The 14225-nt window shown below is 62.3% G+C and carries 17 protein-coding genes; 9 read left to right on the top strand and 8 right to left on the bottom strand.

Translation table 11 applies throughout. The features are described 5' to 3' along the window. Positions 1–301: 301 nt before the first annotated feature. Complete coding sequence (locus BM190_RS40770) at positions 302–475, bottom strand: hypothetical protein (protein ID WP_018317058.1); 174 nt, start codon at positions 473–475, stop codon at positions 302–304. Positions 476–1455: 980 nt separating this feature from the next. On the opposite strand from BM190_RS40770, the gene BM190_RS32300 reads away from it, so the two are divergent. The 3 genes from BM190_RS32300 to BM190_RS32290 all read left to right on the top strand — a co-directional run bounded on the left by BM190_RS32300 (position 1456) and on the right by BM190_RS32290 (position 2629). Continuing rightward, positions 1456–1746 carry a hypothetical protein gene (locus BM190_RS32300; protein ID WP_092261669.1) on the top strand — a complete coding sequence of 97 codons (291 nt, stop codon included), beginning with the start codon at positions 1456–1458 and terminating at the stop codon, positions 1744–1746. Between the two features lie 42 nt (positions 1747–1788). Then, positions 1789–2205, top strand: coding sequence for a hypothetical protein (locus BM190_RS32295; RefSeq protein ID WP_092261751.1), 417 nt, complete (start codon positions 1789–1791; stop codon positions 2203–2205). A 187-nt stretch (positions 2206–2392) separates the two neighbouring features. Continuing rightward, complete coding sequence (locus BM190_RS32290; protein WP_244550789.1) at positions 2393–2629, top strand: hypothetical protein; 237 nt, start codon at positions 2393–2395, stop codon at positions 2627–2629. An 11-nt stretch (positions 2630–2640) separates the two neighbouring features. On the opposite strand, the gene BM190_RS32285 is transcribed toward BM190_RS32290, so the two are convergent. Beyond that, positions 2641–3813, bottom strand: coding sequence for a hypothetical protein (locus tag BM190_RS32285; RefSeq protein WP_092261668.1), 1173 nt, complete (start codon positions 3811–3813; stop codon positions 2641–2643). A gap of 183 nt (positions 3814–3996) precedes the next feature. Between BM190_RS32285 and BM190_RS32280 the strand changes: the two genes are divergently transcribed. Continuing rightward, positions 3997–4242: a hypothetical protein gene (locus BM190_RS32280; RefSeq protein WP_018317063.1), complete on the top strand. Its 246-nt coding sequence runs from the start codon at positions 3997–3999 to the stop codon at positions 4240–4242. A gap of 426 nt (positions 4243–4668) precedes the next feature. On the opposite strand, the gene BM190_RS32275 is transcribed toward BM190_RS32280, so the two are convergent. Further along, positions 4669–5046: an Ig-like domain-containing protein gene (locus BM190_RS32275; RefSeq protein WP_018317064.1), complete on the bottom strand. Its 378-nt coding sequence runs from the start codon at positions 5044–5046 to the stop codon at positions 4669–4671. Between the two features lie 283 nt (positions 5047–5329). Here BM190_RS32275 and BM190_RS32270 point away from each other — a divergent pair, with 283 nt between their 5' ends. Next, entirely contained in the window at positions 5330–5734 is a 405-nt protein-coding gene (locus tag BM190_RS32270) for a hypothetical protein (protein WP_018317065.1), read from the top strand. A 3-nt stretch (positions 5735–5737) separates the two neighbouring features. On the opposite strand, the gene BM190_RS32265 is transcribed toward BM190_RS32270, so the two are convergent. Together BM190_RS32265 and BM190_RS32260 are read right to left on the bottom strand one after the other, a co-directional pair. Further along, positions 5738–6400: a hypothetical protein gene (locus BM190_RS32265; RefSeq protein WP_018317066.1), complete on the bottom strand. Its 663-nt coding sequence runs from the start codon at positions 6398–6400 to the stop codon at positions 5738–5740. Positions 6401–6462: 62 nt separating this feature from the next. Beyond that, positions 6463–7200, bottom strand: a complete 738-nt coding sequence (locus BM190_RS32260; protein ID WP_018317067.1) for a metallophosphoesterase family protein — start codon at positions 7198–7200, stop codon at positions 6463–6465. Between the two features lie 193 nt (positions 7201–7393). Here BM190_RS32260 and BM190_RS32255 point away from each other — a divergent pair, with 193 nt between their 5' ends. After that, complete coding sequence (locus BM190_RS32255; RefSeq protein WP_018317068.1) at positions 7394–8020, top strand: transglutaminase-like cysteine peptidase; 627 nt, start codon at positions 7394–7396, stop codon at positions 8018–8020. A gap of 11 nt (positions 8021–8031) precedes the next feature. On the opposite strand, the gene BM190_RS32250 is transcribed toward BM190_RS32255, so the two are convergent. The 3 genes from BM190_RS32250 to BM190_RS32240 form a co-directional block, all read right to left on the bottom strand. Next, a complete protein-coding gene (locus BM190_RS32250) occupies positions 8032–9213 on the bottom strand; it encodes a hypothetical protein (protein ID WP_244550788.1) in 1182 nt (393 codons plus the stop codon). A gap of 234 nt (positions 9214–9447) precedes the next feature. Then, positions 9448–9723 carry a hypothetical protein gene (locus BM190_RS32245; protein WP_018317070.1) on the bottom strand — a complete coding sequence of 92 codons (276 nt, stop codon included), beginning with the start codon at positions 9721–9723 and terminating at the stop codon, positions 9448–9450. A 76-nt stretch (positions 9724–9799) separates the two neighbouring features. Next, positions 9800–10351 carry a hypothetical protein gene (locus BM190_RS32240; protein WP_018317071.1) on the bottom strand — a complete coding sequence of 184 codons (552 nt, stop codon included), beginning with the start codon at positions 10349–10351 and terminating at the stop codon, positions 9800–9802. A gap of 290 nt (positions 10352–10641) precedes the next feature. On the opposite strand from BM190_RS32240, the gene BM190_RS32235 reads away from it, so the two are divergent. The 3 genes from BM190_RS32235 (at position 10642) to BM190_RS32225 (ending at position 14165) form a co-directional block, all read left to right on the top strand. Next, on the top strand, positions 10642–11844 hold the full coding sequence (locus tag BM190_RS32235; protein WP_092261666.1) for a polysaccharide biosynthesis/export family protein: 1203 nt from the start codon (positions 10642–10644) through the stop codon (positions 11842–11844). Between the two features lie 9 nt (positions 11845–11853). Further along, positions 11854–12591 (top strand): hypothetical protein, encoded by a 738-nt coding sequence (locus BM190_RS32230; protein ID WP_244550787.1) that lies wholly within the window; start codon positions 11854–11856, stop codon positions 12589–12591. A gap of 86 nt (positions 12592–12677) precedes the next feature. Beyond that, the gene (locus tag BM190_RS32225) at positions 12678–14165 is read left to right on the top strand and encodes an O-antigen ligase family protein (protein ID WP_244550786.1); all 1488 of its coding nucleotides are present in this window, start codon (positions 12678–12680) and stop codon (positions 14163–14165) included. Positions 14166–14225 lie beyond the last annotated feature (60 nt).

Genomic DNA, 14225 nt, shown 5'->3' with positions numbered 1-14225 from the left:
TTGATCGCCAGCCAAACCAAAACCGCGGAAATGGCAAAGTGGAGCACTGCCAGACCTCGCTGTGAGATTCGAACTAACACCCGAACGTGGGTCTGGTTCCGTCCCGGCGAGGCAAAGCCATGATTACTTCGAAAGAATGTCTGTTTCGAAAGACTGTAGGCTGACGTCCGCATCTGCGGAGTCGTGACCTCTGAGCCTTTTGCAGTGACCTGCTGGCCCCGACAGTGAGGTCGGTCGTCATTCACCGCACGCGGGAGGTCGTGCTGCGGGGCTCAAGGCGAGCACCGTCGCCTTTCCGAGGCTAGCTCTTTTTGCCCGTCTTCGGCTTCAGCGAAAGACCAAGCCGCAAGGCCATGCGCTTGATCGCATCAGGCGAGCGTCCGAGAACTTTCGCGGCCTCTTCCAGCGAAGCCGAAGACTTGGCCAGCTCCATGAGCCGGCGGTCTTCTTTGAACGACCAGGGCTTGCGCGCCATAACCGAAATCATCCTCTTGTCGACACAACGACAAAGCCGCCAAGCGACCCATGTTCGCTCGACGGCTTTGCTTGGGTGGGGCCGGGCTTGGGGGAGCCCGGTGCGAGATGGATATGCGATCGGTGAGACTTCGCAACAAACAACGCGGATTAAGCTAACTGCTCAACCTTACTGCGATGAAATCGATGCGCGACGCTCCGTATAACCACGGTGTTTCGCTGGCGAATCCGATGCGCGCCCTCCCACGGCGGTCTCATCCGTGCCGGTCGACGTTTGAAGCACCAAGATGAACGAGGGTTCATGGTGTCGGCGTGGCGAGTTCTGGTAAAAAGAACTGGAGCCTCTTCTCCGCGCTCTGTGCCCTCGCGTGCCGACCAATCTTCGAGCATCACGTTGCACAAACTTCATCTTCGTCTGACAAAAGTTTCAGCGGTGACGAACTTGAAGTCGACACAACGAAAAGATGAAAATGAGCGCGGGAGGAGCGTTCCGGCAAACGTGGGAATATTCCAATGTTAGCTGCTTTGGTTTTGATTTCGATTTTCGCAGCGGGTTTTGGCTGCGGCTATGCCGTACGGGCGTGGCGCTCGCGGAAGCGATCGGCACGATATCGTCTCTATGCACCCTATACCCCCGCTTCGATGGAAGCCGGTCGCACCCAGCGGCCATCGTAACCGCGGGGCCGCGCGCGTGCTGACCCGGGTGAATGGTCGTCGTGGCGGAGTCGAAATAACCATGTGCGGTTAGGTTAATCTGCCGCCGTCCTTGAGCGCCCAGGCAAGGCAACCTAAGACGGATCAGTTCATTGCGAGTTCGGGCCCTCTATTTCCGGAGGGCGTGCGGGTAGGCGTAGATGACGTGGCTGATTGCGTTGCTGGGCGCGACGACTTGCGCTCTTATTTTGATTGCGTTTGTTTGTAGCTATGGCCGGCATCTGAGAGATCTTCCAGGTCCTTGGATCATGAGCGAGGGTCATTCAAATGATTGATCAACGGCAGAACGCGCCGCGCAGGTATTTTGTTGACGCGCAAGGGCATCGTGTTCTGATAGGCCTTTCGCTGGAGGAGACGGCGGAATTCGAGGCGCTGGATCTTGCCTCGAAGGAGACGGTGCAAATCGTGGCCGAAACCCGCGCAGGCACGAGAGCGGCCGCGGTTGACGACGTTCGGTGGCTGGAGCTCTATTCCAAGCACGAAGGAGCCTGGCGGGCCTGGATCGCACAAAGCCAGGCGGGGCGGACGCAGGATTTAGGCTTTGTTAACTATGCCTGACCGATGGTAGCGGCTTAGATCTCGAAAATGGGGATGGCCCACATGTTTCAGCTATTCCTGAGAGCACGCGCGCATAATCTTCTCGGCTCCCGCCGCGAGGACAAAGGTTTTAAGGCCCGCTCCGCGGAGCGTGATGCGGAGACCGATCGCACGCGGATCGGTGCCGTCCTGACGGCGATCGAAACGGCATTGCAGGAAGCGGAGAGGGAGCAGGCCGGCCTCAACCGGCGTGTCGATGACGCAGTTGCGCGCGCATCCGTCACCTTCGGAAACGGTACCGACGAGTACCTTGAGCGAGAGGCGCTCGACAATCATCACCAGGATCTCTTTGCGGCGGACATCTCCAATGGCCAGCGCCGGCTCAAGGAATTGGCGAGCAGCATCGGGCACCTGAAGTTCGTCAAGACCGCAATGCTCACGCGTTTTCCGAATTTCAAGCCGCCGCAGCTCAACAGCTAGTATTGGAGCTCTTGCCGCGCGCTCGGCCATCCTTCGAGACGCCCAGGCCACACCGCGTGACAATTCGGCGCCGCTTTGCGGTTTGGCGCGTCGATCCTTTTTGCTATGGTCCCGGCAAGCATTCACGCTTCGAGGGAGCAGCAAGGTGCCGGTCAGGAATATGCGAAGGTTGGTTGGATTGGCATGCGTGTTGACGTTGGCTGCGCCGGCGACGGCGTCGGCCATCACCGCCGAAGTGGCGCGCGCATGCGAAGCGGCGGTGGCCAAGGCGTTTCCGCCCAGGCAAATCGGCAACCCGGCGGCGGGGAGCGCCAAGGGAACGGCCAAGGATCAGCGCGCATACTTCCAAAAATGCGTCGCGAACAACGGTAAGGTCGACGACGCGCCGGCGGAGGCGGCCAAGGACAGCAAGCCCAGTAAGTAGCGGCCGTCGATCTAACGCGGCGGCGGGCAGGGAGAATAGAACGCGCCGTTCGCCGCGTTGATGCGTTCGACGCATTGGTTGGGATCGGTGATCGTCCCTGCCACCGTGAAATCGTAGCCGATGCCTTTAACGACGACAATGTAGCGGCCCGGCGACAGCGTGAAGCCGTCCTGCTCCGGTTGCAGCAACAGCATCCTTTGCTGATCCTCAACCGGCCCCACTTTGTAGGGGTAGGACATGCTGCGAATGACCCAGGAATCGCCCGCGTTGACTATGGCGGCCTTGCCGGAGGCATCGACGCCCATTGACCGGGACACCTTCGCGACGACTCGAACCTCGGTCACGCTTGCCTCAATGCTTCCGTCCGGTCTGAACACGATGAAGTTGACATCTCCGCTTGTCAGGGTCGTTGCACTCGGCGTGTTGATGGCCGCCGAGATCGCAACGCGGCGGTCTGGAATCTTTCCGGGGACCGGCTTCAGTTCCTGGAGCTGCCCCTCGTTCAGCGCGTAGACGCCGAAGGTCGTCGGCAAAGGCATGGAGGGGTGTGCAGGTGGCGCCGGCTCCTTTGCGCTGTCGGGCGCTCGTTCGACACTCACGCTCTCCGACGGGGGCGGGGCGGTGGTCGGCCGGGGCTCGGGGTTGCCCGGCGCGCGCTCGGATGGCAGCACCAATTGTGACAGTGCGGACACTTGGGTCCTCAAACGCGGCCAATAGATCACCGTGGTGCTGGCGCCGGCCATGAGCAGGAGAATGCCGGCCAGTCGAACCAGAAAGGTGAAGGCGCCGCTGCGTTTGGTTTGATCCGGCGATCGCGGCGAAACCACGGGACGGCGCGGTGCTCCCGCGTCCTTCGCAGCAGGCGGCGAAGCCGAAACCGGAGCGGGGGCCGGGATCGGCGGGGGTACAACATTTTGCGGTTCCGACGCATCACTGCGCTCGAAGGAACGCTCGACCTCCTTGATGGCACTTTCGAGGACCTGCTGAAGCTCCCGGGATTCCCGCGCCTCGGCGTGGGTGAATTGCTCCAGAAGCTTGACGCGCGCCAGCTCATAAACGATCTCCCGCATCTGCCGGGGATCGTCGGATACGGCGCGGATTCGGCTCGACAGGAGACGGATAAACCCGGCTTTGATCTGTTGCGTCGAAGGAGCGTTGGCCGCAATTTCACCGGAGTCGGTCATCAAGGCCGATCAAGTAGCCCGGTTAGGGCTATTTCGCTAGGTCTTTCCGCTTGAAACGTCTCCACCGAGGCAGCTTCCCCTGTCATTGCCGGGCCTGGCAAAGCCCCGCGGTGTTTCGAAGGTGCTTGCTTTTAGAGGAAAACCTGTGACATTTCGCCAAGCTCCTCATTCTGGTGTTCGGCCATGCGCGGCGTTCTAGCAGTCCTTTCGGTTTTGACGTTCCTGGCTTCGCCTGCCGTTGCACAAGGGATCAAGGATCAGGCCAACACCACGAGCTCCAGCATCATCACCACGCCGACGAAGAAGGCGCAAACCAATCAGACGGCCTCGCGGCCGACCGCCGTTCGGAACCTCTCGGGCAGGCTGCCTGCTGGAAAGTCGGCTCAAGGCGTCTGGCGCGATGGCAAGCTGGTTGCCGTTCCCCGCTGAGGCTGCGACCCAACGAAGCGTGAAGGAACGGTGATCGCCTCCCTGACGTTCATGCTTGGGAGATATCGTATGAAACGACCAGTTCTGATCGCCATTGCGTTGCTTGTGCCCGCCGCTGCCTGGGCCCAGGGCGTCAACGACCCTTCGACGCCCAACCGCAACGTGATCATTGTCAATCCGTCGCAGCCGTCGGGCAGCACGGCCACGCCGAATTACCCGAGCCGGATCCAGGCGCCCCTGACCCGCGGCGGGCGAGCTATACCCTATTACGGAAACAGAACCCGGGGCAGTGCCTCAAGTAGGCGGTAGGTGTGCCGCCGGCTGGCCTAAGAGAACATCGCGAACATCAGCCGTTCGGCCGCCGTGCCCGATTTTCGGTAAATAACGGAACGCTCCTGTCCCCTAAGAGAGCGGCGTCTCGGCGAGCTATTGAGGATTGACCTCGACCTCTAGGGTCGATGTCCCTGCACCGTGAAGCTTTTTACCCGAGATCAGAAGGGTGAATTTATCGGGACCTTGCTTGTCGGCTGCTGCCAGATAGCGGAAGCCGGACCCGACCACGGTCAATTGTCCCCTTGATGGTCCGCTCACGACCGATACCTTGAAGATCTGCATGTACGACCAACGCAGGCCCTGGATGCAGTCGGATCCAGGCTGGATGGTCAGCGTCCACGTCACTGTGTCTCCCGACAGTTCGAACGGCGTCCGTTCCTTGATGCAGAGCGGACTGGCGTGAGCCGCCATGACTAGCGCAGCGGAAGCTGCGATGCAGGCAGCTAGCAGCAACAAGGGTTTTTGAGGCATGCGACGGCAGCTCCACGCGCAATTCCCGAAGAGAATATCAGCGAGCTAACGAGGTCTTCGACTCCTCGGGCTCGCCAGGTGCTCGTCAACTTCGTGCCAGACGAGGTTGCAAGCTAAAGCGCAAAGCTTGCCTGCGAATTCGCTTTCTTGCAATTGGCAAAGGTATAGATTGATGAGCCGGGCATAAGGAGTTTCCGGCCAATGGTTGTCCTTATGCTCTGTCTTTGGAGTTATCAGCGTGCGAACCGCTCGACGTGACCATTCGCTAGATGACGGAAGGCGGTTGGGGACGCTGTCTCGAGCTGTCGTTTCCCTTGCCGCTGCCCTCGGCCTTGGTCTCGCCTACCCTTGCTTCTGTCTTGCTCAGGCCGATCCGGAGCCCTCGCTCAGCGACTATCTTCCACCAAGCGAGCCAGAAGTAACGCGCGACGAATGGCGGCAGCGGATCGAGGACGCTCGGCGCCGCGCCAAGGAAGCTTCGCGCGAGCGGCGGGAGCATCCCGAGCTCTACAAGCCGATTCCGGAAGATCCGGACCTTGTCGCGACCGAACGCCTTCTCCGCGACGATAGCCTGCAGCGAGGCGATATCGTCACGACCAAGAAGGGCATGTTCGTCTATCAGGGGCGATCCGACCAACCGCGTCGCGATCAGGACTTCGTGCCGGTCAACCCGAAATCGGTGCGCTGAAATTCAGTAACGCCGCAAGATCTCGTTGAATTTGGGATCGGTCACTTTCGTGGTGTCGAGCAGCAGCGCCTTGCCTTGCGGCGTTGCCTGCACATAGGCCGCGATCAGCAGCGGCTCGTAACGCGAGCGATTGGCAAGCGCCGAGCGGATGTCGGATTGCGCCAGCAGCTTGATCTCCTCGTCCGTTGCAGCCGCGCCCGAGGTCACGGTCCGGACGCGAGCCAAGGCGACGTCGATCGGCACCGATCCCGTCAAGTAGGACATCTTCACCGCAGGCGTTGCCGCTTCGCCGGCCTGGGCCTGCAGCGTGCCGAGCGTGTGCCAGAGCGCGGGCCTGATTGGTGAGACCTTCAAGGCAGCGACGACGGCGCTTTGGGCGGCCTTGTTCTCGCCGGTCCGTCCGGCCGCATCGGTTGAAGGACGGTGAAGAACGTCAGCCGCCATTGCCGCCGCGTAGTTCGCGAGCAGGTCGCCATCCAGCGAAATTGATGCCAAGACGCCGCCGGCCGCCAGCTTGGCCTTCTCGGGCGGAATCTCACCCGAGAACAAGTCGCTCGCGCGAAAGTTCGGCCGTACGAGATCGCCAAAGAACGTTATGCCGGCGTGAAGCAGCAGCACGAACGCAGTGCAGATGCCGATGACGCGAAGCAGGAACATGCGGTTCATGGTGAAATCGACGAGTCCTGTGAGGGCGAACCGAAGACGGGACCGATAGGACGGCCGGGCTCTTAAATTGCGAGCAGACTATCACCTTGGATGGTCAGCAGCGTCAAGTTTCCGGTCGCATAGGCGCCCGTGTCGATGTTGATGCGGTTCGGGCGAATATCGGGCGCGCTGACCGGCGTGTGACCGTGGACGATATATTTGCCGAAGCGCTCCTCCGACGCGAGGAATTCCTCGCGGATCCAGAGCAGGTCCTCATCCTTCTGGCGCTCGAGCGGCACGCCGGGCTTGACGCCGGCATGGACGAAGAAGAAGTCCCCGCAAGTAAAGGACGAGGGCAATTGCTGGAGGAAAGCCAAGTGCTCGGGCGGCAGCGCGCGCTGCAATCCTTCGATCAGCTCGACCTGCTGCTCCGCGGACGGATTCATGGTCGGCGTGATGCCGTAGGAGACCAGCGTCAGCAGGCCGCCATAGTGGCGCCACTCCTGCAGGCGGGCGGGGTCCTTGAGGACCTCGAGCAGGAAGATCTCGTGGTTGCCCTTGAGGCAAACCGTCTCGTGTGTTTTCGAGCGTTCGATCAACAGATCAAGCACGCCGCGCGAGTCCGGGCCGCGGTCGACATAGTCGCCGAGAAAGACCTGGATGGCCCGTTCGGGGGCCGAGCGGGCCAGATCGACGTCGATGACGGTTAACAGCGATTGAAGCAGATCGGCGCGGCCGTGCACGTCGCCGATGGCATAGACGCGAACGCCGTCGGGAAGCCGAGGCTTGGTCTTCTTTCGAAAGCGTGAGGAAAGGCCCATCAGGTCGGTCGAATCGCTTCCAGCGTCGCGAGCGGAACGTCGCGATGGCTCTTAGCAGAACAAGTCACACATCGGTATTCTTAATTGTTTCCGACCAGGGCCCCCGCATTTTGATTAAAGGATCGCGCGGCCTTTGAGCCGTATTTCAAGACATCTCGCGTAGCGTCTCCCCAACAAAAACGGGGAGCGCGACATGCGCAAAGTTGTAAAGTTCCTGACGGCCGTGGCCGCCATCGTCGTTGCTGCAGGGGTGCAGCAGCGCGCTGAAGCCGCATTCGTCGGTGCGCCCTTGGGGCTGCGCGGGGCCATCCAGTACATCAAGTTCGACCAGCCGACGCTGGCGCCAATGGCATTCACGCTGTTTTGCCTGAAGTACAAGGACGAGTGCAAGCCGCGGCCCCAGCACATCGTGTTCAGGGGCGGGCGCCTGAAGCTTACCGCGGAGCGGCTGGCGCAGATGCAAGAGGTCAACCAGCAGGTCAATACCGCCATCCGTCCCGAGGCCAATCTGGAAGGGCTGCGCGGCGAGAAGTGGCTGCTGCATCCGACCAGCGGCGACTGCAACGATTACGCTGTGACAAAACGCCACGAACTGATCGCCAAGGGCTTTCCGGCGCGCTCGGTGCTGCTCAGCGAGGTCGTGACCACCTGGGGCGAGCATCATCTCGTGGTTGTGGTGCGCACCTTCGCCGGCGATCTCGTGCTGGACAATCTCTCCGGCCACATTCTGCCGTGGTCGAAGAAGCCCTATCGCTGGGTCCGCATTCAGTCGCCCAAGAACCCGAACTACTGGGCCTCCCTCGGCGATCGCGCGGTCTGATCACCGGCGCTCTATCGTGATCCAGATTGGCTGATGCTCTGCGACAGCCCCAGTCCCACGATCACCGAAAGGCACAGGATGGCCGCCGGGCGCAGCAGCCCGGGCCCGGCCAAGCTCTGAATCAGCGCAAACAAAACACAGGCCGCGGCGGCCGCAGGGAAGAACGAGTCGCGTCCGCGCTGCAAGGCGCCGAAGAACAGGCGTACCAGAACGATCGAACTCACCGCCAGCGCGGCCGCCAGGCCAATCCATCCCATGCCCGCAAAGACCGCCGTCGCGGTCGACGGCGCCGTCAAAGCGGCTCCGACATCGCTCTGATAGATCCGGCCCACCGCAGCAAAGGTCCCGGCGCCCGCGCCGAACCAGCGCGTGTCGGTCAACATCCGCTCCAGCGCGGCCCGCGTTTCAGCCCCCATATCCGGGACGAGCCGCAAGAGGACCGGTCCGGTGCCTTTTTCGAACAGGAAGGACAGCACGATCGCCGCGCCGATCAAGGCGGCGGCCGACAAGGCGCCCGCTGCCAATGGCGATAGATCGAGCCTGCGAATGACGAGGATCAGCAGGATCAGCACAATGCCAAAGGCCGCGGCGATCGCGCTGTTCGTGCCCGACAGGCCGAACACCGCAAGCGCGCTTGCCAGCGCGCCCATGAGTCCGCAAAGACCGATCGCCACCGAGCGAAGCATCGAATGATGCGTCTCGGCCCGTTCGGCCGCGAACTGCATCACCGCCAGATTGAGCATGAGACCGAGGCCGGCCAAAGTCGTCGTGAAATCTGAGGGCGCGGCTCCAGCAAGCGCCGGCGACAGCCGATGCAGGTCCAGCATCAAGGCGGAGACCGCGGTTACGCCGCTCAGCACAAAGAGAACCAGCTCGGCCCGGCTGCGATTGCGGACCACCAGGATGGTGACGCCGAGCAACGAGATCGCCGCAAGCGCCAGCAGCAGCGCGCTGACGGTCAAGCCGATATCGGCCGTGATCGGTCCGAACGGCAGGCCACCTATGGCATCGCGCGTGCTGGCCCAGATCGGATGGGCAGCGCTTAGCGGAAGCGGGACGAGCTGAGCCGCGATGAACAGCGGAAGGGCGATCGGGATCCAGCGGCCCCAGGAGGTCGCGCGAACATAGTGGTCGTAATCGGCTTTTCGCGCGCTCGCGGTGGCCGCCAGCAGGCTAAGCGCGGCGGCCATCATCCCGAGCTGCGCACCGAACTTGGCGCCGGCGATTTCGAGAGTGGAAGCGGAGACGATGGAAACGATGAGGGCAAAATAAGCGAGGGACAAACGGCGCGCTCGAAGGGAATCCTGAAACGGTCAGGTCACCATACAAGCGGGCGGGTGGTTTTCAAACAGAGGCCTGCCTCGGTCCAACGTTTAAACCTCGGGCCGTTTGCGCGCGGGCTCGTCGCAGCGTTGATCGGCGCGCGATCAGCGGGTGGCCTTGATCGGACGGCCGAAGACGCGGGCGGCACGTGCGGCGGCAAGGCCAAATCGCGCGGCCGAGCCGAACAGATAGCCGCCCTGGAGGGCGATGGCCGCGAGTGCCACGCCTTTCAGGCTCTCGAGCACGGTGAGATCGAGCACCAAGCCGACCGGGATGGCGGCGAGCACCATGACGAAGGTCAACGGCAGCAGGACCAGGACGCGAAAGCGTTGGCCCAGCACGGCACCTACCAAAAAGCTGAAAATCAAAAACGCGGTCATCCGAAACACTCTCCGTGCTTCGGACCCTAGGTTCCCCACCCTAAAAAGACCCTTAATCTGTATGGCTAAATTTGGCCTATTGGCTGCAATTTGCCAGCAGCGAATGATAGGCCTCACGCAAGCCGTTCAGGGCCACCACGCCCTTGATCTCGCTGTCGCTTTCCCTGACCACCACCGACAGCGAGGCCGTTGACTGCCACTTGCCGGCGGCAAAGGCCGAGACCTCGTCGGGCAGCAGCACCGCGGCGCCTGCGGCCGCCATGCTGGCGTCAAAGGTCAGGGTGCCACCGCCGCTCGCGGCGATGGTGACCTTGGGGTGGCTCCGCGGCGGAAAGGGCCTGATCAGGGCCACCAGCACGTCAACCTTGCCCTTCGGCGCGCAGCGAACGATGAGGCCGGCAAAGTCCGGGTCGGATTGGGTGGTATCCGCGGTCTTCGTGATGGCCGCGAAGCTTTCGCCGTCCTTACCCCCTTGCGTGCGGCTGAACTTCCAGACGGAGGAGGGGGCGGGGTTGGCGGCTTCAACGATAGGCCTCCCGCGACACGTTGTGTTGTCCGGGCAGGGGCTCGTCCATTGCGAGGGGAGATCCACGCCGCCAAGGAGCGAACCTGCCAGCAGCGTGATCAAAAGGAGGCCAGACACGGGGAATCCTATCTTAATGGTTCCAGCCTTAGCAGAGGGCGGCGAGGTCAAGAAGCCTCACGCTCGACACACTGAGTCCTCGGCTTGGGCGGTTTGCGCGCCAACGGAGCACACGAAATACAACAAATAGTCACAAAGGGTTAAACCAAGCCCCAAAGAGTGGCCCGGGCGCCACAGTAGCCGACCGATCGCACCGTTAACCACCGGGAACACTTGTCGCACCACCCCCTAGGCCGTACCAATTTACGTCACTTGGGGAGCCTCGGGCGCGATTCATGTCATCTATTGCCAAGACCTATATGTTGAAGCCAGCGTTGCTGGCCGCCGCTTTGGCGCTCGGAGCGTGCTCGACCAATCCCGGCTCGGGACCGCTGACGGACGACGTCAACAACAAGATTCAGACTGAAAACGCTCCGGCCTACGAGCTGGTGCCACTCAATCCCGCGACGGTGAAGATCCTGCACACCCATGAGCCCAAAGGGCTCGCCGGCGTGTTCACTGATCGGCGGCCGCCGGCCAGCATCGTATTCGGCATCGGCGACGTCGTCAGCGTCACCATCTTCGAAGCCGCGGCAGGCGGTCTGTTCATCCCGGCGGAAGCCGGCGTCCGTCCGGGTAACTATGTGACGATCCCCGATCAGTCGGTCGACAATGACGGCTTCATCACCGTGCCCTATGCCGGCCAGATCAAGGCTGCGGGGCTTACGGCGGTCCAAATTCAGCGCGCGATCGTCGACAAGATCGGCAACCGCGCGATCGAGCCGCAGGCGGTCGTGGCGATGTCCTCGCAACGCACCCAGCTCATCAGCGTGCTCGGCGAGGTCAATTCGCCGGCGCGTTATCCCGCCAGCGCGGCGGGCGCCAAGGATCGCGTGCTCGATGCGATCACCCGCGCGGGCGGCATCAAGGGCCAGGGCTTCGAGACCTGGGTCATGCTGGAGCGTGGCGGACGGCGGGCCACCGTGCCGTTCGAAAATCTCGTGATGGCGCCCGAGAACAACGTCTATGTTCGCCCCGACGACAGCATCTACGTCTATCGCGAGCAGCAGAAGTTCCTGGCGTTCGGCGCCAGCGGCCAGAGCGGCGAGTTCAACTTCGATGCCTGGCGCATCAACCTCGGCGAAGCCATGGGCAAGGCCGGTGGTCTTCTCGATGGCCAAGCCGATCCGGCCGCCGTGTACATGTATCGCCGCGAGCCGCGCGAGGTTGCGGCCCAGCTCGGTATCGACGTGAGCAAGTACACTTCCGAGACCGTTCCGGTCATCTTCAACGTGAACCTCCGCGATCCCGGTGGCTTCTTCCTTACCACCAAGGTCATGATGAAGAACGGCGACGTGATCTACGTCTCGAACTCCCGCAACGTCGAAGTTACGAAATTCCTGCAGTTCCTGCGCGTGATCATGGCCACCGGCAGCGATGCCGTGAACCTCTCCAACGACGCCCTGATCTTCCGCAACAACGTCAAGCTGGCGCCGTAAGACACCAACTTGATCCAGCGAAACCGATGGCACCGGGGCTTTGTCCCGGTGCCATCTTCGTTTAGATCGAAGCGGTTCTGCTGCGGCTACGAGTTCGGGAAAGATCAAGGCGCCACTGGGCAGCGCGCCGGTCATCGGGCACCCCGCACTGTTGCAAGGGGCTTCATGCGCTTACGGACACTTTGCCGTCTTTTGGCTCTCGTCCCCGTCGGCTTCGGGCTTGCACCGCTCGGGCAGGCTCTCGGCGCTGCTGCAGAGCTAGGCGTTCGCCACCGCATCGACGTGATGGTCTCCGCGGAGCCCGACGCTCCTGTCTTGTCACGCCTCAAGGGCGCCAAGGGCGAGCTGTCGTTCACAGTCCGGCTTTCGGCGAACTCCAAGGAGAGCAAGTTCTTCGGAATGCTGCGCCCGTCCTTCCCGGATATCGTTGTCCCCGATGGTGCGGGAAAGCCGCTGGTCCAGCAGACCAAGCTATGGGAGGAGGAGGTCTGTCATCAGCGCCGCGGCCTGCCCAAAGTCACGGTGACGCAACTCGGCGGGCATTTCGGCGAGGGGGAGGGGCGGATCGAGATTTCGGCCATCAACCGGCACATCGGCGTTCTGGTCCCGCCCGATGAATTAACCCCTGGAATAAAACTCGATCCGGGCAGTGATAGCTTTGGAGTATTCTTGGCATTCCGGGCGCAAACCCGGAACAGCCGCCTCAACGTGGATCTGAAGATCTATCCGATCGATTGCTTCCTCTAAGCCTAAAGCAAAGCCTGCCTTAAGAAAGCACGATGCGCCTTTGGCCTCCCAATATCAGCTGGTTCAGGATTCGTTGGTCATGGAGCTTGCCCGCGACCTTCATCCTGTTCTTCGTGATGGCCGGCGCGCCGTTCCCGTTCGGCTCGACCAATGATCTGTCGATTGCGTTCTGGTGCCTGTGTCTCGGGGTAGCGGTGATCTTCGCGCCGACGCGCGATCTGCGGGCACCGCATCTGTGGCTGCTCGCCGGCATCGGCGTGATCGTCGCCGCTTACGCCTTCGTGCTGCATGAGCAGCTCTCCGACCATCCCTGGGTCGCGCCGTTCCAGCCGATCTGGAAGCAGGCCTCGGAGCTGCTGGGCGTGCCGATCGCTCCGTCTGCTTCCATCGTCAAGAACGAAGCGTTCTTCGCGCTCGGCGCGCCGCTCGCCAACATCCTCGCTATTATTCTCGGCATCAGCGTCGGCGCCGATCGCGAGCGGGCGCGGCGCATGCTGTGGGTGATCGCGATCTCGGGCGCGGCCTACGCGCTCTACGGCGTGCTTTCGTTCCTGATCGAGCCCACCATGATCCTGTGGCGGGACAAGACCGCCTATCTCGGCAGCGTCACCGGCACCTTCATCAACCGCAACACGGCGGCGGCCTATTTCGGCTCCTGCGCGGTGATCTGGATGCTGCTGATCCTGGAGGACGTCCGCCGCCGGCTTCCTGAGCGGCACATCGAGTGGCGACGCCTGTCGCTCGACGTGCGCACGATTCCGCCAAAAGAGATCCTGCCGCAGCTTGGCTGCCTGCTGATCTGCCTGATGGCGATGTTCATGACGACCTCGCGCGCCGGCGTCGGGCTGTCGCTGATCGCGATGATCGTCGCGTTCACGCTCTTTCTCAGGAAAGACCTGCCGCCGCGCACCGGCATCTGGATTTCGCTCGGCTCGGGCCTTGCTGTCGCGCTCGGCCTCTTGCAGCTGCTCGGCGGCCGCGTCTCCAGCCGCTTCGACAGTCAGGGCCTGGTCGACGAGGGCCGTATCGAGGCCTGGAAATCGACGCTGCGGATCATCTCCGATAATCCCTGGTTCGGCACCGGCATGGGCACCTTCCAATGGGCCTTCCCGCCGTATCGAAGTCCTAACATTTCGATTCGCGGAATCTGGGACGCCGCGCATTCGACGCCACTGGAGCTTGCCTCCGAGGTGGGCATTCCCATGGCGCTGCTGGTGGCGCTCGCCTGGGCCATCATGCTGCTCGTTTTGGCCAGGGGCGTGTTCACCCGCCGGCGCGATGCCATCATCCCGCTGGCGGCGGTGGCGACCGCGACGCTGTCGCTGCTGCATTCGTGCCTCGACTTCACGCTGCAGGTGCCAGGCTACAGCATTCCATTCTTTGCGCTTTTCGGCGCCGGCCTGGCGCAATCCTTCCGCACCAAGGAGGCTCGGCGGGAGGCGGAGACGGGCGCTACCAGGCGGCGAGCCGAGGGCGTCCGACAACTGCTGACGCGGCCCCGGACCGGGTGCCGCAGCTTCACAAAAGTATCTAGATTTGAAGCAGTTGCGCCGTTTACGAAGTCTTTAGAATAAATGGACAGCCCTTTTCACTTCGGATAGGTTCCTGCACTGCACAGCCATTTGCCCGGGCCG

Source organism: Bradyrhizobium sp. Rc3b (assembly GCF_900114915.1).
Taxonomy (GTDB): domain Bacteria; phylum Pseudomonadota; class Alphaproteobacteria; order Rhizobiales; family Xanthobacteraceae; genus Bradyrhizobium.
Note: the sequence above shows the minus strand (reverse complement) of the source record. Positions and strands in the feature narration are given on the sequence as shown.